This window comes from Magnetofaba australis IT-1 (assembly GCF_002109495.1).
Classification (GTDB): Bacteria; Pseudomonadota; Magnetococcia; order Magnetococcales; family Magnetococcaceae; genus Magnetofaba; species Magnetofaba australis.
Window position 1 is genome coordinate 280,311 of sequence record NZ_LVJN01000018.1, and the last position, 13,182, is coordinate 293,492.

At 60.7% G+C, this 13,182-nt stretch carries 13 protein-coding genes; 9 read left to right on the forward strand and 4 right to left on the reverse strand.

What is annotated here, in order from left to right; translation table 11 throughout:
- Window positions 1-92: 92 nt before the first annotated feature.
- A complete protein-coding gene (gloB, locus tag MAIT1_RS07420) occupies window positions 93-848 on the reverse strand; it encodes a hydroxyacylglutathione hydrolase (protein WP_158089369.1) in 756 nt (251 codons plus the stop codon).
- Window positions 849-884: 36 nt separating this feature from the next.
- Between gloB and MAIT1_RS07425 the strand changes: the two genes are divergently transcribed.
- The 9 genes from MAIT1_RS07425 (at window position 885) to MAIT1_RS07465 (ending at window position 11,256) form a co-directional block, all read left to right on the forward strand.
- Window positions 885-1,649, forward strand: a complete 765-nt coding sequence (locus MAIT1_RS07425; protein ID WP_085441653.1) for a class I SAM-dependent methyltransferase — start codon at window positions 885-887, stop codon at window positions 1,647-1,649.
- Entirely contained in the window at window positions 1,642-2,535 is an 894-nt protein-coding gene (gene xerD / locus MAIT1_RS07430; RefSeq protein WP_198947823.1) for a site-specific tyrosine recombinase XerD, read from the forward strand. Before MAIT1_RS07425 ends, xerD begins: the two co-directional genes overlap by 8 nt.
- Window positions 2,535-3,674 carry an SDR family NAD(P)-dependent oxidoreductase gene (locus tag MAIT1_RS07435; RefSeq protein WP_085441655.1) on the forward strand — a complete coding sequence of 380 codons (1,140 nt, stop codon included), beginning with the start codon at window positions 2,535-2,537 and terminating at the stop codon, window positions 3,672-3,674. Before xerD ends, MAIT1_RS07435 begins: the two co-directional genes overlap by 1 nt.
- A gap of 47 nt (window positions 3,675-3,721) precedes the next feature.
- Entirely contained in the window at window positions 3,722-4,555 is an 834-nt protein-coding gene (locus MAIT1_RS07440) for a sodium:proton exchanger (protein WP_085441656.1), read from the forward strand.
- 655 nt (window positions 4,556-5,210) lie between these two features.
- Window positions 5,211-8,348: an AsmA family protein gene (locus tag MAIT1_RS07445; protein ID WP_143814712.1), complete on the forward strand. Its 3,138-nt coding sequence runs from the start codon at window positions 5,211-5,213 to the stop codon at window positions 8,346-8,348.
- Window positions 8,349-8,351: 3 nt separating this feature from the next.
- Window positions 8,352-8,966, forward strand: a complete 615-nt coding sequence (locus tag MAIT1_RS07450) for a YdbL family probable chaperone protein (protein WP_085441658.1) — start codon at window positions 8,352-8,354, stop codon at window positions 8,964-8,966.
- A 159-nt stretch (window positions 8,967-9,125) separates the two neighbouring features.
- Window positions 9,126-9,626, forward strand: coding sequence for a thiol peroxidase (gene tpx / locus MAIT1_RS07455; protein WP_085441659.1), 501 nt, complete (start codon window positions 9,126-9,128; stop codon window positions 9,624-9,626).
- Between the two features lie 193 nt (window positions 9,627-9,819).
- A complete protein-coding gene (locus MAIT1_RS07460; RefSeq protein ID WP_085441660.1) occupies window positions 9,820-10,596 on the forward strand; it encodes a tyrosine-protein phosphatase in 777 nt (258 codons plus the stop codon).
- 180 nt (window positions 10,597-10,776) lie between these two features.
- The gene (locus MAIT1_RS07465) at window positions 10,777-11,256 is read left to right on the forward strand and encodes a chemotaxis protein CheX (RefSeq protein WP_085441661.1); all 480 of its coding nucleotides are present in this window, start codon (window positions 10,777-10,779) and stop codon (window positions 11,254-11,256) included.
- 75 nt (window positions 11,257-11,331) lie between these two features.
- Here MAIT1_RS07465 and ureG read toward each other — a convergent pair whose 3' ends face one another.
- From ureG to MAIT1_RS07480, 3 genes are read right to left on the reverse strand one after another with little or no spacing between them, the layout of a single operon-like run.
- Window positions 11,332-11,934 (reverse strand): urease accessory protein UreG, encoded by a 603-nt coding sequence (ureG, locus tag MAIT1_RS07470; protein WP_085441662.1) that lies wholly within the window; start codon window positions 11,932-11,934, stop codon window positions 11,332-11,334.
- Window positions 11,931-12,665, reverse strand: a complete 735-nt coding sequence (locus MAIT1_RS07475; protein WP_198947824.1) for an urease accessory protein UreF — start codon at window positions 12,663-12,665, stop codon at window positions 11,931-11,933. The genes ureG and MAIT1_RS07475 overlap by 4 nt, the downstream gene beginning before the upstream one ends.
- Window positions 12,616-13,179, reverse strand: a complete 564-nt coding sequence (locus tag MAIT1_RS07480; protein WP_085441664.1) for an urease accessory protein UreE — start codon at window positions 13,177-13,179, stop codon at window positions 12,616-12,618. Before MAIT1_RS07480 ends, MAIT1_RS07475 begins: the two co-directional genes overlap by 50 nt.
- Between the last annotated feature and the right edge of the window lie 3 nt (window positions 13,180-13,182).

Genomic DNA, 13,182 nt, shown 5'->3' on the forward strand with positions numbered 1-13,182 from the left:
GGCCGCCTGCATAGTGGTCGGGCAATCCCGTGTACGTCAGCAGGGCTGAATTCAGCATCCATGATCCCTGTCATCGGGTCAAGCGGCTGATGTCAAAATCGATTGCGCCGTTCACGCAGGGTGATGAAGGCGTCCAGCGGCGACGTCTGATGCAGATTCGCCGCTTGCAGAAATCTCTCCTCATCGCAGCGCATAAAGGGGTTATAGCGCTTCTCCACGCCCAAGTTGGCGGGCAGGGTGGGTTCGCCGTCACGCCGCAGGCGCTGAGCGTTCTGCAACAGCGCATGCAGCTTCTCATCGTTGGGTGTCACGCTTAAGGCGAAACTCAGATTTTTGACGGTATATTCGTGAGCGCAACAGAGTTGAGTCTCGTCAGGCAGGCGGCGCAGGGTCTGAATCGAGCGCCACATCTGCTCCGGCGTGCCGCCAAAAAGTCGCCCGCAACCAAAGCTGAACAGGGCGTCGCCGGACAGCAGCAGATCGTCAATCAGATAGACCATATGCCCCGGCGTGTGACCCGGCGTCGCCATGGCCTGAATTTCGCAATCACCGATCTTCAGACGCTGTCCATCACTGGCGGCAATGTCCAACGCAGGCAGGTTGTCAGCGTCGAGCGCATGGCCGATGACCTGAGCGCCGGTCTGCTGGCGCAGCGCGTCGACGCCGCCGATATGATCGTTGTGATGGTGGGTGAGCAGAATATGGGTCAGCCGCAATCCGCTCTGCATGAGGTGGTCGGCGACCGGCTCCGACTCCGCCGGGTCGACACAGGCCACGGCGCCGTCGGCGACGGCAAAGACCCAGATGTAGTTGTCATCCAAACACTCAAGCGGCGTGGCGCGCATCATGCACATGCTCCTGAAAGGGGAAAGTGAGCCCATTCGGTGAATCTGGACGCCATCAGTTTACAGAGTTGGTACGCCACGCCCCAGGGTTTGCTCGCCAATCGCTTCATTGGGGAGTCCATTGACCGCCTGTTGGGCGAGCGCCGTCTGGACGCCATGTTGGGCATGGGCTACCCGCACCCCTATCTGGAGCGCTGGGCGCCGCGCTGTGAAAGCATACTGGTCGCATCCCCGGCGGAGATGGGCGCGGCGCGTTGGCCTGCGCGCGCGGCCAATCGCAATATTTTGATGCGCCCCGATGCGCTGCCCTATCCGGACGAGTCTTTCTCCTGGGTGGCGCTGACCCATCTGCTGGAGGGGGTCAACGGACCCAAGCCGGTGCTGCGGGAGATCTGGCGCGTGCTCAAGCCGGGCGGGCGCATTTTGGTGGTGGCGCCCAATCGCGGCGGGCTGTGGGCCCGGCGCGACAACAACCCCTTCGGCTGGGGGCGGCCCTTCTCCCCGGCGCAGCTGCGTCAGCAGTTGGAGGAGGCGCTGTTTATCCCCAAACAGGCCGCCTTTGCGCTGTTCATGCCGCCGCTGTTTGGTCGGCGTTGGGAGCGCTGGGAGCGCTGGGGAGCCGCCTGGGAAAAGGCGGGAGAGAGATGGTTCGCGCCCACGGGCGGCGTAATCGTATGCGAAGCCGAAAAGGTGGTCTACGCCATGACCGCGCTTCGCGATAAGGCTGGTGTCATCAAGCAAAAAGCGTCCATCCCCGCGCTGGAGCGGCGGGCGACGCATGGTGTGGAGAAGAGCGGTGAGTGACGCGCAAATTCTGGAAACCTTCCTCGATCGACTGATCATCGAACATGGCCTGTCGGCCAACACGCTGGACGCCTATCGGCGCGATCTGGAGGGGTTTATCCAATTCTGCCGCCAACGCGGCGGTACGGTGTTGCGCGCCACCCGGCGCGATCTGACCGACTATCTGGCCAATCTGGCGGAAGCCGGGCGCACCGCCGCCACGGTGTCGCGGCGCTTGAGCTCCCTGCGACGTCTGTTCACCCATCTGCGCGACGCCGGACTGCGCGAGGATGACCCCACCGCACGACTGAGCCGTCCGAAAATGCGCCGTCAGATTCCGCAAACCCTGACTGAAGATGAAGTTGAGGCGCTGCTCTCGGCGCCGGACATCAGCACCGATCTGGGCGTGCGCGACGCGGCCATGCTGGAGCTGATGTACGCCACCGGTCTGCGGGTGACCGAGTTGGTCACCATCACCACCGACGGGGTGGATCTGGAGGGCGGCTTTGTGCGGGTAATCGGCAAAGGCGACAAGGAGCGCATCGTGCCCATGGGCGAAGAGGCGCTGGATCGGGTGCGGGATTATCTGAAACACGCCCGGCCCATGTTGCTGCGGGGACGCCGCAGCAGCGCGCTGTTCGTCACCCGCCGCGCGGCGGCCATGACGCGGCACAATTTCTGGCACATCGTCAAACGCTGCGCCGCCGATGCGGGCATCGTCAAACCGCTCTCTCCACATGGCATCCGTCACGCTTTCGCCACCCATCTGCTCAACCACGGCGCCGACCTGCGCGCGGTGCAGATGATGTTGGGTCACGCCGATATCGCCACCACTGAGATCTATACCCATGTGGCCAACGAGCGTTTGAAGCGTCTGCACGAGAAACTGCATCCGCGAGGCGCGTGATGGCCGAGCGTGAGCCCCTCGAAGAGGAAGAGGAGTGGGACTACGAACCGCCCGAGGAGTTGACGGCGGGCGCGCGCGTTGTGCTGGGCGCGAAACTGGCGCTGGCGCTGGTGGTCGGCGCGCCGTTTATTCTCATTCTTGGACTGTTGTGGCCGATCTATCGTTTGAGTGAAATCCGCGCCGGGCGCCCAGCGCCTATCCCGCCCTGGGACCCTCTGTTGGCGCGCTTGCAAGGGCGTGCGCCGCGACGCCCAGAACCTGTGCGCCGGACCCAATCCGGCTCCACATTGAAATATAAACATCCCAGCGAATTGCGTGCTGGAGGAGCCCCCGACCCGCTTGAGACAGACTCCGCAGAGTTATTGGCGCAGGCCTCTGAGTCATCTGTGGAAACCATTCAGACGCCGCAACAGGATCGTGTCGCTCTGGTGGTGGGCGCCAGCGGTCGGGTGGGCGAAGCGATGGGTGATGCATTGGCTGCGCAAGGAATTGCTGTTGTGCTGGCGGCGCAATCGCGGGAGTCCCGCGCCCAATCCCAGGCTGATTCGATTATCGCGCGCGGCGGACGCGCCCTGGCCGTGGGGATGGATCTGCGCAACCCCGCCGCCATTGAGAGCGCCATCAATGAAACCCTGCGTCAGATGGGGCGGCTGGATATTGTCATCAACGCTGCAGGCATGTTCCTGCCCACCGATACGGATGGCGGCGTGTGGGAGTTGATGCAGGCGCAGTTCGTGGTGAATGCTCAAGGGCCGCTCTGGTTGACCTTTAAAGCTGCGGAAGCCATTCGACACTCTGCTGGTCAGGGGGTGGTGATCCATGTCGGCGATGTCTGGGGCGAGCGCCCGTTGGGGAATTACACTGCATACAGCGCCGCCAAAGCCGCCCTGCGTATGGGGGTGATGGGCGCTGCGCGGGATCTAGCACCTGCTGTGCGGGTCAATTTGATTGCTCCGGGGGCCGTGGCGCCGCCCAATAACGATGAGGATAATGTCGGCTGGCGGCGTCTGCTGCACAATACCCCATTGCGTGGCGAGGAGGGGGTGGCGCCGGTGGTTCAGGCCATGCGCTATCTGATTGATGCGCCGTTTGTCACCGGCGAGATCCTGCACGTGGACGGGGGGCGGCGCTTGGTGTAGAACAGGTTTTATCGTTCACCGCCTGTTGCGCCGGAGTCATCGCCGTGATGAGACAGTTTATTCTCGATTCCATCAGCCCAGTGGACATGATCTCATGGGCGCTAACCGCCCTGTTTTTTCTTGGCGCCGCAGCGATCAATGGCGGAGATCTGACGCTCTCATTCATCGGCGCGGGCGGCGTGGTGATGACCATGTTTCTGGTTGGCGCCTCGGTTGAAGTGATGATCGAGACCCTCAAGGATGTCAAAGGCATCGGCACCTTGACCGGGTTTCTCACCAATGGCCCCGAAGCCATTGTGGTGGTGGTGGGTCTGGCCACCGGCGACATTCTCTTCGCCGCCTCCACGCCGCTGGGCTCCAACTTTATGAACCCCATCCTGTTGGTTCTGGCCGCTCTTCTGACCGGGCGGCTGATGCTGACTCTCAAAGTGCATCCCGCTTACACCGTCTCTTGTCTGGTGGTCACCGCCACCTTTGCCGGCGGCTTCTATCTGGTGGATCGGGCGCACTACCTGTTCTGGGTCATCGCCGTGGTCATCGCCAGCGTCTACTTCTTTCTGCGTCGCATGCCCGAGCAGGAGGAGGAGACCGATGATATCGCCATCAGCAAGTCCTGGTTCTTCCCCGCCTTATTGTGTCTGATCGGCGCGGGTTATGCTCTGGATCCGGTGGTCAGTTTCGCCTCCGAACAGTCCATGGCGCCCAAGGGCGTCATCGGCTTCATCGTTCTCTCCACCTTGACCAGTTGGCCGGAGTTTAAATCCACCATGGCGCTGTTGCGTCGCGGCAATGGCGTGGCGGCCGTGCTCAATATTGTGGTGAGCAACATCACCAACCTGTGGTTGGCGTGTGTGGGTGTAGTGGTCTACCTGATGATGTAGGCGCTGGGCGTGCTGCTGTGGCTGTTGTTTCGCCTCTTCAGACCAGCGATTGACAGCTGTTCGAATTTATGCGGTGGCTTTTGTCGGAAAAATGTTTACAATGACATCTTGAAGCACACCGAGAAATTCGAGTTTTTGCAAAAATGCGCCAGGCGCTTCAACTGACTTGACGGCGGATAGCTGTGTCGTCATTCCCTGTGTTGACGCCTGTATCTATTGGGTATCCGTTAGATATTGCGGTTGCCCACACAGACCGTCGGCTGGCTCGTCCAATCCAGCCCTCTCCTTCCGGTGGGTGACGGTAAACCGGGGCGTGGTCGACTCATCACCGACCCGTTTTAAGAATTCTTCCACTACTGCGAACCTGTTGTTGCCCCCTCACATTTGGTTAGGGGGTTCTTTTTTTTCCCCAGTTTACCTATTATTCCCTCATCTGACGGCTATTTTCACCGCGCATATCAGCGCTGACTGCTCGTTTGCGCCCAACCTTGCGACACTCTATGCGTTACAAAACCTTGTCGCTTGGTTGCTGGTCAGAGACAATAATGTTGCGCGTTTCCTTTGTCAGGTTGCAAAAAAAACACTGGACGTGATGCCGATGCCAAGCCGCTTGTTCCGGAAAATATTTCGTTTTCTATTTTATATGTTGGCATTGGTGATTGTACTGGCGGCGGCGTTGCCGCTGATCATGCTGCAGCCGCAAGCGCGGGATATGGCTTTGGGTCAGTTGCAGCAGCAACTTCATTGGCGCATCCATATCGAAGAGTTTGATCTCTACTGGGGGCGGCTGGATATGCGCAGCGTGAGCGCTATCAGCCATGGCACCGATATCGAAGCCGCCCTACTGAGGGTCGAGTGGAGTCTGCATGACCTGTTTTCCGGCCGGTTGAGCAATTTCCAACTCTACGACCCCGTCGTTTCCATCGTTCCCACTTCCAGTAATAACGACAGCGCCAGCGCACAAAAGGCCAACTGGCGTAAGGCGCCCATGGCGCTCCCCTTCGCGCTGCGAACGTTCCAAATTCGCAACGGCCTGATACAGCTAAAAAGCAAACGCAATCAAACCCAGTGGAAGCTTACCCGCATCGAAGCCTATGGCGATGATCTCGATGAGGGACAAGGTGAGGTGATCTTTGCCGGTCAGGGCGACCCCGGCGGCGTGATAACAGCGCAAGTGGTGTGGAGCCGTGAACAGGTGATGCTCAACATCGATGCCGAAGACGCGCCTTTGGCGCCGTTGGGCGCATTGGTGGGCGCGCCGCTGGATGCCGGGTATCTCTCGACACACATGGAGATTACTCTCGGGCCCAATATCCCGTTTGAAGCATCGGGTCGACTGCGGGTGAAAAACGCGCACAGCGCTGGCGGCTGGAACGCCGACGGCGAACTCTTTCTGCACGCGGGTCGGCGCAACGTGGAGTGGACGGGCGCTGTGCTGGTGGGCTCGCCCTATGCCGGCAAAGAGGATCTGCTGCTCACCGGAGTGGTGGCGTACGACAAGGGGCTGTGGGTGTTGCAGGAGTCCGAGGTCAAATTGGCTGGATTGGGGCGCCTGGAGCTCAATGGACGCTGGGAGGCGGGTCTGCATCTGGACGCCACGCTGATCAGCGTGGCGCCCATGGAGTTGGCCAAGTGGTTGGGCGCGCCTGCATCGGAGGAGTTGAGGCTGCGCACCCACAAGCCGTGGCGCCTGCATGTGGTGGCCCAAGGCGACCCGCGCGCGCCGGAGTGGCAGGCGTCGCTCAAAAGCGGTCCGGACGTCATCCACTCCGACCAACTGCGCGCTCAGGATGTGAATGTTTCGCTGCAACTGAATGGCCGTGGGGCTGAACTGGGCGATCGGGCGCGGGTTGAGCTCTCCGCCGCGCATTTGAAGTATCACAAAGCCGAAGCCATCGAAATGCTCTGGCATGGCGAAGTGGATCTATCGGAAGAGAATGAGGAGTCGCTGGAGGCGCATCTGCTGGGCAAATGGCGCGTGCGCACCGGCAATGGCGCGTATCAATCCATGGGCGTCTCCATGGATGCGCGTTTGGATGGTCTGGCTGTGAGCACGCTGGGCGCCGAGGTCACTGTGGCCGATGGCGGCATGATCCATATCGCCCATCGCAAGCTCAGAAAATACATCTCCTGGGTATTCACTGCAGAGCCCAAAAAACCCTTGGAGATCTCTCTCGTTGGCGCGCTGCTGGATCGGAATCTGGGCAGTGGCGATCTGTCAGGCAAGTTGGAGTTCCTGCAGCGCCATATCCCAGGCAGTCACTGGGAGGGTCAGTTCAGTTGGGGGCTGCGTAACGGCCGCTGGAGTCAACCAGCGCGTGGGGACGCGCCAGAGGTGATTGCGCAAGGCGTCAACGCTGCGGGGGATGGAAACTTCTCCTGGGCCGAGCAGGTGAAATCGTACCGAGTCTCCACCAGCATGCGCGTTGAGAAAGGCGAATGGCTGGCCGATGGCTGGTATGGCGATCTGGGCGCCGAAGAGCCTCAAGCAATCGCCAATATCTCCCTGCTGCCCGACGGCGCATTGTCAGGGCGTTTGCGGGTGATGGCGCGCAGCATCGAAAAGCTTACGCTGCAGAGTCGTAACTGGCGCGATCCCAAAGCGGCCGGGGTGACGGCAAAGCTGAACCAACTGCGCCTGGAGCCGCTGTTCAAAACCTATCTGCAGGATCGCTGGGCGTTGGTCAATCCCCAGTGGCGTCAAGCCAAAATGGTGGGTCAGGTCGATGGTGAAGTGACCTTGAACTGGCCTGGCGAGGCGATGCGTCTGGAAGGCAGCCTCAGCCTGCGTGATGGCTATATTGTTGGTCCTGGCCAAGAGTGGCGGCTGGAAAACGTCTCACTGGATCTGCCCATTTACACCGATCTGGCGCCGCCCAAATTGCCGCGGGATCCTGGCGCACTGAATATTGAACGTGTGATTTGGCGTCAAGAGCCCATTGCGCTGATGGGACTCAAACCCATTGTGGAGGGGCGTCTGCTGCGCTTGGGCGAGCAAGTGGAGTTGGATCTTCTGGGTGGCGGCGTCAAGCTCAGCAATGTTCAGGTCGAGTTCCCGCAAACAGAGAGCCCGGCGCAGGCGCGCTTCGGTTTGACCGGCCGCGACCTGAATCTCACGCGCGTCAGTCATGCGTTGCAACTGACCAAGCCGATGGAAGGTAAAGCGTTTTTGGAGTTTCCGCGGGTGACTCTTTCGCAGTGGGGGGTGGGTAAATTCCAGGGCGAGGCGGGCTTGCAGATGTATGGCGGCATCGTCTCTTTGCGCAACATCTGGGCCCGTAACGTCACCCAACCCACACCGGAGTGGGGTATGGATGTGCAGGTTTCGCAACTGGATCTGGGTCGAGTCAGCGCCGCCTTGGGCGTGGGCGCGATGCATGGAACGCTCTCCGGCGAAGTGGAGGATCTGGCCATGGCCGGGGCTGAGCCGGTGTCCTTCGACGCCTCCTTTGGCAGCGTCGAAAGCAACACCCAACAGGTCATCAGCGTGGACGCCATCAACGACCTCAATATGCTGGGTGGAGGGGGCGTCAACGCCATCACTCAAGGGCTGCTTTCGGCGTTCAACAACTACCGCTATCGCCGTATCGGCATACGCTGTCGTTTGAAGAATGACCGTTTCCATCTTTCCGGCCTGGGCGGCGCCGAGCGGCAGCACCTGCTGGTGGAGGGCAGTTATATCCCGCCGCGCGTGGATGTGGTGAGCCACAACTCTGTGATTGGCTGGAAGGATATGGTTGAGCGTCTGGATCGCATCTTCGAGCGTGCCGCCGAACGTCAAAAAGAGGAGTAAATCATGCGCAAAACCCTGCATATGCTGCTGCTGGGCGCCACGCTGTTTGTGGCCGCCTGCGTGACTGTGAATATCTATTTTCCCGCCCCGGCCATGCAAGAGGCCGCCGAACGCATTGTGCAGGAGGTGTGGGGAGATGATCCCGCAGGCGGCAAATCGCCTGAGCAGGGCGCTAAACCCGACGCCAAGCCCGGCAGCGGCGCGCTGTTGCTGCGCAACATGGTGGTGACCGCCGCCAACTGGATGATTCCGTCAGCCAACGCCCAGAGCGCCGATATCAATGTCTCGACTGCCGCCATTCGAGCTGTAAAGGATCGCATTCACGCCCGCGCCGACCAACTCAGACCCTACCTGGATCGCGGCGTGGTGGGGATTCTCGCCAATGGCGATCTGGTCCTGCGCGATCCCGGCTCCATCAGTCTGCGCGAGCGCAGCATCGTTGAGCGCCTGGTGGCGTTGGAGAATCAGGATCGCGCCGCGCTCTATCGGGAGATTGCCCAAGCCAATGGCCATCCCGACTGGCAGGGGAGCATTCGCGACGTTTTCGCCCAGAAGTGGCGTGGGCAAGCCCGTGGTGGTTGGTGGGTGCAGCAGGATGGTATGTGGTTGAGAAAGTGACGTTTGAGAAAAAAATGTGGGCACAGCAACAAAAATGTTGCTGTGCTGGAAATAGTCGCGTAGTATCCCTTCGCAAATGGGTCGCATGAACGCTTCGTCACACAGTTCGGCGACCTGCACTGAAATCACATATGCGATTACCCCATAGGAGTGGCAGGCATGGCTCAGATCACTTTGAAAGGCAACCCCATCAACACCTCCGGCGAGCTGCCCAGCGTGGGTTCGGCTGCGCCCGAGTTCTCTTTGACCAAGTCCGACCTCTCCGATGTGAGCCTGAAGGACTTCGCCGGCAAGAAGGTGGTTCTGAACATCTTCCCCAGCATCGACACCGCCGTGTGCGCCGCCTCCGTGCGTCACTTCAACGCCGATGTGGACAAAATGGACGGCGCGGTGGTGCTGTGCATCTCCATGGACCTGCCCTTCGCCCACTCCCGCTTCTGCGGCGCTGAGGGGCTGGAGAGCGTGACCTCCTGCTCCGAAATGCACAAGCGCGGCTTTGCCGAAGATTACGGCGTGCGCATCGTAGACGGTCCTTTGGCTGGTCTCATGGCCCGCGCCGTGGTGATCGTCGATGAGAGCGGCAAGGTGATCTACACGCAGCAGGTGCCTGAGATCGTGGAAGAGCCCGACTACGAAGCTGCGCTCAAAGCCCTGGCCTAAGCGCTGTGAAGACAGATCCAGGGGGTAAGCTTGTTGCGCCCTGGATGGTTTGAAAAAAACGGGCTTGTCTATGGCAAGCCCGTTTTTTGATTTGTTTTGCTTGACCCCGACGCGCCTGCGCGCCACCCTGTGTTGGACAAAAAAATGGACTTTTGGCGCCTTGAAGGGCGCAGGGATATGGAAACCGCGCGCCATGAGCGATGTGATCGATCTCCATTGCCACATACTCCCTGGTTTGGATGATGGCGCGCGCAGTATGGATCAAGCGCTGAATATGGCGCGTATGGCCCAGGCTGATGGGGTGACCCATATTGTCGCCACGCCGCATATTCAGCCCGGTGTGTTTGATAACGACGCCCCGCGCATTCGTCACAGTTTGAGCGTGATGCAGCGCCATTTGCAGGAGCGCGGCATCGCGCTGCAGATGAGCGCCGCCGCTGAGATTCGTCTCACGCCCAGTGTTCTGCCCGCGCTCAAGAAAGAGACCCTACCGCTGCTCAATGGATTATCTGGTCAGGCGCGCTACGTCTTACTGGAGTTCTCCCATAAGGGTTTGGTCGCTGGCGACCTTTATTGGACTGAGTTGATCGTCCGCGCTGGCTTTATCCCGGTGCTGGCGCATCCAGAGCGTATTCGAACGTTTCGCGACGATCCCGAACTGCTGGAACCCTTTATGAATTTGGGTTGTCTGACGCAGCTAACAGCGGGCTCCATTACCGGGGCGTTTGGCGCGCGAGTGGCTGAGACGGCGGATTTTATTCTGGAGTCTGGTTGGGCGCATGTCATCGCCAGTGATGGTCATGGGTTTAATCAGCGCCAGCCGGTTCTGCGCGATGGCGTGCAGATGGCTGCAAAAGTTGTCGGGCAAGCATGCGCCGAGGCCATGGTCAGCGCCGCTCCGCGCGCCATTTTAGCGGGTGAGCCGGTTCAGAGCGTCATAAATGCGTTGCGGGAGGGGGGCGACGCGTAGCATACTATTTGCAGGATTTATTCGTTAAATAGTTGATGATTCAGTATTCTAAAGCTGTGTTTATTGCCTAATTGCTTCTAAAACCAAGTTTTTTCTCATCTAGGGGTGGAAGGCTTGAGTCCATTGCAGTATGCTTTGGGCTCAATATTGATCCAAGTTAGAGATCATGGGAGCACGGCTATGCAGAATGAAATCTCCAAGGCGATTGTCGATTCCGTACACGATATCTTCTTGGCTTTTCTCTCCTTGGAGGTCTCTCCAGGTCCCGCTATCGCCAAGCCGGAGTTTGAACCCTATACGCCGCCCGAGTCCGAGGCCACGGCGACAGTGGGTTTTAGCGGCGGGCTGAAAGGGGGCATCCATCTCTCCTGCCCGATGTATGTGGCGCTGGCGTTGGCCGCGTCCTTTTCCGGCGAGGAGTACACGGAAATGGACGCCGAAGCCAGTGACGGTTTTGGCGAGTTGGCCAATATGGTCGCAGGCGGTTTGCAGTCCCGGTTGTCCGAAAAGCATGGGGAGATCAACCTGACGCCGCCCAACGTGATTCGAGGCAGCAACTTCGCCATGTCCTACAACCGTAGCTTGAACAGCATCAAGCAATATTTCCGCATCGAGCACGGCCCGTTCTTTGTCGAGTGTTTCTATATGCCGGTTGCCTGATTGTCGGCTTTGCGATGAACAAAAAAAGGGAGCGCCCCAGGCCGCTCCCTTTTTTTGTGCGTGTTGGCTCAGCGCTTACAGGCCGCCGCTCTGGATAATAAAGGCGATGATCTGTTCAACGCCCTGACCGGTTTTCATGTTGGCCAGCAGAAATGGCTTCTCGCCGCGCATCTTCCCGGCGTCGCGCTCCATCACCTCCAAGGAGGCGCCCACATGGGGCGCCAGATCGATCTTGTTGATCACCAATAGGTCTGAGCGGGTGATGCCAGGTCCCCCTTTGCGCGGGATCTTGTCTCCTGCGGCCACGTCGATGACGTAGATCGTGATATCGGCCAGCTCGGGCGAGAAGGTGGCGGAGAGATTATCGCCGCCCGATTCAATGAACACCGCTTGCAGATCCGGGAAGCGTGCGATCATACGCTCCACCGCCGCCAGATTGATGGAGGCGTCCTCACGGATGGCGGTGTGGGGACAGCCGCCTGTCTCCACACCGGCGATGCGCTCAGGGGGCAGCGCGCCGGAGCGGTTGAGAAAGTCCGCATCCTCGCGGGTGTAGATGTCGTTGGTGATGGCGGCGATGCGGTATTGGTCGCGCATCCCTTTGCACAGATTATCCAGCAGGGCGGTTTTGCCCGAGCCCACCGGCCCGCCAATGCCCACGCGCAGTACGCTGCTCATGATCGGAACAACCTCGTGTATTGAGTTTCGTGTTGCAGAGAGGCCCAGTCGGTGAGGGCGGTGGCGCCGCCCCAATCCTCCGCAGGCGTCTCCTGAACATTGGCCACGCAGAGCGCGACCACCGCTTGTAAACGCGCGGTGATGCGCTGTCCGGCGCTCTGCCCCAGGGGGATCAGGCGCACCCCTGCGGAGATGAGATTGGCCGCCAGGGCGTGCAGATAGGCGTGCAGCGACGCCTCCAGCGCCACCCCATGCCGCGCCGCCGCCGCGCCCACCGCCACCGGGTTGGGCGGCTCACAGCGCATCTGACGCAACTGTTCCGCCCATTGTAGATAGAACGGATCCGGCCACGCATCGCACAGACACTTCACAAACGCCGCGCCCTGGGCGCTCGTCTCCAGATGCAGCTCGGCGCTGGGCTGTTGCGCGGCGCCGAATTGGGTGATGCTGGTCAAATCCGCCAGACTGCCGACATCCGCCGCACGCCACGCCTGACGCAGCAGCAGGGCGTCGTTGCGTCCGGCGCCGAAGCGCAGCACGCCGCCCACCCACGCCTCCAAACTCGCCTCGTCATGAACCCGACCCACCTCCACCATCTGCTCCAAGCCGTGGGAGTAGGTGTAGCTCCCCACCGGAAACGCTGGCGACAGCCACGTCATCAGGGCATAGAGGGTGTTGGGCTCAGGCGTGGTCATGATCGCCATGAGTATGCGGGTGGGCGTGGTCATCATGGGAGTGGGGATGTTCGTGAATCCTGCCCTGGGAAGAGCCATGGCTGTGACCGGCGCCGATGCCGCCGCCGCCATAGGCGCCCCCTTCCGGCGAGAACGGCGCCTCGGCCCCAGAGATCTGCGCCCCCAAGCCGGTGAGCATGTGAATCAACACCGGATCGTGCAGAATGCGCAGACGGCCATCGGACAGCACCTGCACTGGGGTGTGCCGATTGCCGATGTGCCACGCCAGGCGCGCCGCCTCCTGTTGCGAGCTCGGCGCAATCTCCGCCACCGGCTCCACGGCGGCTCGGATAAGGAGAAAACCGGAACCGTCGGCCAGCTCCAGCGCGTCGCCGTCCCCCATCAGGGTGGCGCGCTCCAGGTCCAGCAGAAACGCCTCGCCCGCATCATCCTGCATGCGCAGACGGCGTTTGTAGCGCTGATCAAAGGGCAGGGTGATGACGCCGCGCTGCCGTGCGGCGTCCCACTGGCCCGCCCGCGCCACCGCCACCGCCCGTCGCTGTTCGCTCATGAC

Bases quoted from the DNA above. Each gene is read 5' to 3' on its own strand.
- gloB (WP_158089369.1), bottom strand. From the start codon at position 848: ATGATGCGCGCCACGCCGCTTGAGTGTTTGGATGACAACTACATCTGG.
- MAIT1_RS07435 (WP_085441655.1), top strand. From the start codon at position 2,535: ATGGCCGAGCGTGAGCCCCTCGAAGAGGAAGAGGAGTGGGACTACGAA.
- MAIT1_RS07440 (WP_085441656.1), top strand. From the start codon at position 3,722: ATGAGACAGTTTATTCTCGATTCCATCAGCCCAGTGGACATGATCTCA.
- MAIT1_RS07450 (WP_085441658.1), top strand. From the start codon at position 8,352: ATGCGCAAAACCCTGCATATGCTGCTGCTGGGCGCCACGCTGTTTGTG.
- tpx (WP_085441659.1), top strand. From the start codon at position 9,126: ATGGCTCAGATCACTTTGAAAGGCAACCCCATCAACACCTCCGGCGAG.
- MAIT1_RS07460 (WP_085441660.1), top strand. From the start codon at position 9,820: ATGAGCGATGTGATCGATCTCCATTGCCACATACTCCCTGGTTTGGAT.
- MAIT1_RS07465 (WP_085441661.1), top strand. From the start codon at position 10,777: ATGCAGAATGAAATCTCCAAGGCGATTGTCGATTCCGTACACGATATC.
- ureG (WP_085441662.1), bottom strand. From the start codon at position 11,934: ATGAGCAGCGTACTGCGCGTGGGCATTGGCGGGCCGGTGGGCTCGGGC.
- MAIT1_RS07475 (WP_198947824.1), bottom strand. From the start codon at position 12,665: ATGATGACCACGCCCACCCGCATACTCATGGCGATCATGACCACGCCT.
- MAIT1_RS07480 (WP_085441664.1), bottom strand. From the start codon at position 13,179: ATGAGCGAACAGCGACGGGCGGTGGCGGTGGCGCGGGCGGGCCAGTGG.